Source organism: Gordonibacter pamelaeae 7-10-1-b (assembly GCF_000210055.1).
Lineage (GTDB): Bacteria > Actinomycetota > Coriobacteriia > Coriobacteriales > Eggerthellaceae > Gordonibacter > Gordonibacter pamelaeae.
This window is the reverse complement of record NC_021021.1, coordinates 1,926,122-1,931,790: the sequence shown is the minus strand read 5'-3', so window position 1 is coordinate 1,931,790 and position 5,669 is coordinate 1,926,122. Positions and strand designations below refer to the sequence as shown.

Sequence of the window (5,669 nt, the reverse complement as noted above, 5' to 3'; positions counted from 1 at the left end):
CTTCCGCTCGGTGATCTGGTCGGGGCCTATCTGGGTCAGCTTGATGCCGAACCGGCCGGGCGCTAGGCCGTGCTCCTGCTGGCAGGCTATCTCGCAGGTGTGGCACCCCGTGCAGAACTCGTAGTCTACTGCAAGCATTTGCCTCATGCCGATCACTCCTCTACCTTGCCGATGGTGCACAGCTGCGACTTGTACGACGCTCCCAAGCCCACCTTGCCGGGACGCATGGGGACGAGCTTGTTGATATTGGACTCCATCACGCCGAACAGCGTGCCGTCCTCGGGCCCGCGCTCGGGGAACCACCAGGCGTGGTCGGCCGAGACGGTGTCCTTGCGGATGCGGGTGGTGAGCTCCGCCTTCTGGCGGCACGAGCCGAAGTTGTTCTCGATGGTCACCCAGTCGCCGTCGGCTATGCCGTAGGCGGCCGCCGTCTCGGGGTGGATGAGCACGGTTGGGTCGGGATGCAGGCGGCGCATGGACGGGCTCTGGCGGTGCTCCGAATGGAAGAAGCCCCAAGGACGCGCGCCGGTGGTGAGCACGAGCGGGTACTTCTCGGCGAGCTCGGGCGCCGACACCGGGCTCTCGGGCGGCTCCTCGTAATCGGCCAGGGGCGACAGGCCGAAGTGCAGCATCTCCGGGCAGTAGAAGTTGTAGCGGCCGGTGGACGTGGCGAAGCCCACCGTGCCGTCGCGGCGCAGCAACCCCTTCTCGTGCTTGTTGTACTCGAACTCGGGGTAGGCCCAGGTGCGCTCGCGCAGCGTCTCGTAGGTATAGCCGGTCTTGCGCAGCAGGTAGTCGTAGAAGCCCTGCTCGTCGTCCCACTTTTTGTGGGCCTCGTCGGTGAAGCGGCTGCCCGTCTCGTAGATGATGCGCTGGTCCGACTTGCACTCGCCCAAAGGCTCCACGGCCTGCGCGATGGCGCCGAGCGCGTAGGGCTGGTGACCCGACTTGATCGAGGCCGACCCGTCCGTGCCGGACGGCTGCTACGGCGTCGTCGACGGCGCGCTGTGGTACCGCGAGGGCGACACCATGCGCCTCTACGGCGGGCCCAAATCGCAGGAAGCGCGGATCCGCGCCTTGGCGGGGCTGAGGGATCTTGGCAGGGAGTACCTGGCCCTGCAGTCGGCCGGGGCCGACGACGAGCCCATCGAGTCGGCGCGCACGGCCTTCAAGGCGGCCTACGAGCGGCTCGTGGAGAAGCACGGCCGGCTCAACGACAAGCCCAATGTCATTGCGATGCGGGGCGACGCCTACGCGCCGCTGCTGTCGTCGTGGGAGGATCCCGTCGACGGGGAGTGGGAGCCGGCCGCCCTGTTCGATCGGCGCACCGTCCGCCCGGTGCCGAAGCGGCGCACGGCGGCCGACGCCGCCGAGGCGCTCGCCATGTCCCTCAACGCGGTCGGCCGCGTCGACATGGGCTACATGGAGTCCGTATCCGGGCTCGCGCCCGAGGCCATCCGCGCCGGCCTCTCCGGCCGCGTGTACTACGACCCGGCCCTGTCGGCCTTGGTGACGGCGGAGGAGTACCTTTCGGGCAACGTCCGGGTCAAGCTCGACGAGGCGAGGCTCTACCGGGGGGACGAGGACATGGAGGCGAACGTCAAGGCGCTCGAGTCGGCCCTGCCGCCCGACGTCCCGGCCGAGGAGATCTCCCTCGAGCTGGGGGCGACGTGGGTACCGGCGGCGGTGTACGAGCAGTTCGCCTACGAGGTGTTCCAGCTGCCCAGGAGCCACAGGGTGGAGGGCTCCCGCGACCAGATCTCGGTCGCGTACTCGCCCGAGCTGTCCCAGTGGCGCATATCGAACAAGGGCAAGGTGTACGGCGCCAAGGTCGACCGGGTGTACGGCACCCGCGCGCGCAACGCCCTCGACCTCATGGAGGCGTCCCTTAACCTGCGCGACGCGGTGGTCAACAGGACGATGTACGACCCGGCCGCGCGGAAGACCGTGTCCGTCGTCGACAGGGAGGCCACCATCGCCGCCCAGTCGAAGCAGGACGCCATCGCCTCGAGGTTCCGTGACTGGGTATGGGAGGACGGCGCGCGACGAGCGGCCCTGGTCGCCGAGTACAACCGCCGCTTCAACTCCCTTGTGCCGAGGCAGTTCGACGGCTCGCTGCTGTCGTTCGAGGGGATGGCGGCCGACATAGAGCTGGCGAAGCACCAGAAGGACGGGGCCGCGAGGATCGTGTTCGGCGGGAACTCCCTGCTCTGGTACTGCGTCGGCGCGGGCAAGACCTACACCATGGCCGCCGCATCCCAGGAGCTCAAGAGGATGGGGCTTGCCTCAAAGCCGCTGTTCTCTGTGCCGAAGCACCTGGTAGGGCAGTGGGGCATCGAGTTCATGCGGCTCTACCCGCAGGCGTCGATCCTCGTGGCCACCGACGCCGACTTCGAGAAGGACAACCGCAAGCGCTTCGTGGCGCGCATCGCGGCGGGCGACTGGGACGCGGTCATCGTGTCCGAGACGCAGCTCGCCAAGATCCCGTTGCCGCCCGAGCTGGAGGCCCGCTACATCGAGGAGGAAAAGATCAGGATCGAGGACGCCATCGACCAGGCGAGGATGTCTGACGACGCCGCGAAGAGGCTCACCGTCAAGCAGCTCGAGGGGCGCCGGAAGCGCCTCGAGACGCGTCTCGAGAAGACGCGTAAGCACGACCAGGACGACATGCTCGACTTCACCGACCTGGGCATCGACCGCATCTTCGTCGACGAGGCCCACCACTATAAGAACCTGTTCACGGAGACGAAGATGCGAAACGTGGCCGGCCTGCAGGCCGGCGACAGCCAGCGCGCGTCCGACATGCTCTACAAGACGCGCTGGATCAACGAGCGGACGGGCTACAAGGGGGTCGTGTTCGCGACGGGGACGGCCGTGTCCAACAGCATGACCGAGGTCTACAACATGCAGCGCTACCTGCAGCCGCAGACGCTCGCGCTCGCCGGGCTGAACGGCTTCGACGCATGGGCGTCGATGTTCGCTCGGAAGACCACCTCGCTCGAGCTCAAGCCGGAGGGCTCCGGCTTCCAGGTAAAGACCAGGTTCTCGTCGTTCACCAACTTGCCCGAGCTCATCACGATGTTCGCCTCCGTTTGCGACGTCAAGACCGCCGCCGACATAGCGCTGCCGGGCATCCCGGAGGCGCGGCGCGAGAACGTGGCGCTGGAGCCGTCGCCTGAGCAGGTGCGCATGGTGGCGGAGCTCGGCAGGCGGGCCGACGCGATCAGGTCGGGATCCGTCGACCCGGCGAGCGACAACATGCTCGTCGTGACCAACGACGGTCGAAAGCTCGCCCTCGACCAGAGGCTCGTGATCCCCGACCTGCCGGACGGGGACTGGTCGAAGACCTCCGCGGCCGCGCAGAAGATCTGGGGCATATGGAGGGACAGCGAACCGGCGCGCGGCGTCCAGATCGTGTTCTGCGACCTGAGCACCCCGAAGCCCGAGGGCTTCAACGTGTACGACGACCTGCGGGGCAAGCTGGTCGACATGGGCATACCCGCGGGGGAGATAGCCTATGTTCACGACGCCAAGACGGAAAAGGCCAAGGCCCGTCTCTTCGAGGCCGCGCGCTCCGGCGAGGTGAGGGTGCTCATGGGCAGCACCCAGAAGCTGGGCGAGGGGACTAACGTCCAGACGAGGCTCGTGGCCCTCCACCACCTCGACTGCCCGTGGCGGCCGTCCGACCTCGAGCAGCGGGAGGGGCGCATACTGCGCCAGGGCAACCGGAACAAGGAGGTCGGCATCTACCGGTACGTCACGAAGGGGACGTTCGACAGCTACATGTACCAGACCGTCGAGCACAAGCAGCGGTTCATAGGCCAGGTGTTCGGCGGATCCGGCGCAGCATCCCGCAGCGCCGATGACATCGACCAGGCGGCGCTCTCCTACGCGGAGGTCAAGGCGCTCTGCGCCGGGGACCCGGACGTGAAAGAGCGCCTAGAGTTGCAGAACGAGCTGCCCCGCCTGGCCAGCCTTGAGCGGGCCCACAGGAGGGACCAGGCGGAGCTCCGGCGGCTGCGCGACGAGGTGTGCCCCGCGAAGATAGCCTCGGCCGAGGAGGCGATCGAGAGGCTCGGGGGCGACGCCGCCACGGTGAAGGCGCGCAAGGGCCCCGAGGGCGGCTTCCCCGGCATGACCGTGATGGGGGCGTACTGCGAGAAGAGGACGGACGCGGCCGATGCGCTGAGGGCTGCGCTCGTGGCATGCGCAGAGTCGTACGGCGAGGCCCAGGTGGTCGGCTCGATCATGGGGCTGGACGTGACGGCGACGTTCCAGGCGGGCACGGGCTGCTTCCGCGTCGGCGTCGGACACGCGCCTGCCATGACCTTCGAGGGGGCGGGACAGCGGGATCGGGGCGGTCACGAGGATCGAGCGAGAGGCGAGGAACATGGAGCGCTACGCCGCGTCCGCGGCCGAAAGGCTCGAGCGGGCCCAGGCGGAGCTTGCCGCCGCGAGGGAGGGCGTCGGGAAGCCCTTCCCGCAGCAGCGGCGCCTGCTGGAGGTAAAGCAGCGCCTCGCCGAGCTGGACGCCAAGATCGGCGAGAAGGGACACGATCCCTCCCTGGCCGCCGTGGCGGAGGCGAGCGAGATAGGAGGCGACCAGCTCTCGCTCGAGGACTCCGGGCTCGTGCTGTTCGACCGGGCGGAGCTGATCATGGTTAACAGGGGGATAGACAGGGGCTGGGACGTCTCGGTCTACGCCTACGAGGGGCTCGACGCTTCCGCCATGGAGACGGCGTCCTACTTAGCCACGCCCGTCATGGGGGTCGGCGCGGAGGACAAGGGCTTGAGATGGGACGGGATGGCGAAGGCCGTCGAGGCGGGGGAGGCCGCCTACGGGGCGGAGGACGTCAGGGGAGCGGTGCGCGAGGCCGTCGAGCTCATCGCCAAGTGCTCGGACGGGCTGTCCTCGTCGGACCAATGCCAGCTCGTAGAGCTGGCCGGATCCGTCGCGCTGCGCGGCGGGCGGCCGCTAGCCCTGGTCAAGTCGCTGGCGGCCGACCGGGACGCCAGCGAGGGCCAGCCCAACGGCATCGGGTTCTACGGGCTCGTGCGAAACGTCCGCGACGCTGCGCTGGCGTCCATCGACGCCGGCGGGGACTTCGTGGCCGTGGGGAAGGACGTCTCGAGGGCCATACTGGGCGCGAGCATGCCGTCGGCGAGGGCCGCCTGGAGCATCGCGTCCGACATCGCCACGCGCACGGCCGCATCGGCCGCGGAGAAGGGGCTCCGGTGCCCTGCCAGGCACATGCTGGCGAGCGGGGCCGAAGGGGCCGCCCGCGCCGCCGCCCCGTCCAGGGGGGCGGGGAGATGACGGCGTGGTCGCGAGCGGGCTCGTCCTACGTGTGCGAGTGCCGCCCGGGTTACGAGGCGGTCGTCGAGCTGTCGGGCGCGTGCGCGTACGCCGCGCCCTGGGGCACGGTCGAGCGGGCGGAAGGGGCCGTGCTCACCGTCGTGGAGCAGGCGACCGGCCTCGCCGTAGCCAAGCGGCTGAGGATAGCGGGGGCGACGTCACCTGGCGACGTCGACGACGTCGCCAGGAGGGTGTCCGATGCGCGCATCGGCGAGGAGGCGGCCAAGGCCGAGGATCTCGCGACCAGGGGATGGCACCTCGACGGGCCCGCCGGCATCCTCTCGGTGGCCGCGCGGGGATCGCGCGCCGCAGC

The 5,669-nt window shown here is 69.2% G+C and carries 4 protein-coding genes; 3 read left to right on the top strand and 1 reads right to left on the bottom strand.

Annotated features, from left to right (window positions below):
- Positions 1 to 152: 152 nt before the first annotated feature.
- Positions 153 to 896: a molybdopterin dinucleotide binding domain-containing protein gene (locus GPA_RS08945; protein WP_049784090.1), complete on the bottom strand. Its 744-nt coding sequence runs from the start codon at positions 894 to 896 to the stop codon at positions 153 to 155.
- 52 nt (positions 897 to 948) lie between these two features.
- Between GPA_RS08945 and GPA_RS08940 the strand changes: the two genes are divergently transcribed.
- The 3 genes from GPA_RS08940 to GPA_RS19110 all read left to right on the top strand — a co-directional run.
- Positions 949 to 4,665, top strand: coding sequence for a DEAD/DEAH box helicase family protein (locus GPA_RS08940; protein ID WP_231847614.1), 3,717 nt, complete (start codon positions 949 to 951; stop codon positions 4,663 to 4,665).
- Positions 4,658 to 5,317: a hypothetical protein gene (locus tag GPA_RS20135; RefSeq protein WP_231847613.1), complete on the top strand. Its 660-nt coding sequence runs from the start codon at positions 4,658 to 4,660 to the stop codon at positions 5,315 to 5,317. Before GPA_RS08940 ends, GPA_RS20135 begins: the two co-directional genes overlap by 8 nt.
- Positions 5,314 to 5,669 (top strand): hypothetical protein (locus GPA_RS19110; RefSeq protein ID WP_041239364.1); only part of this gene is annotated, 356 nt, incomplete at its 3' end. The genes GPA_RS20135 and GPA_RS19110, both read left to right, overlap by 4 nt.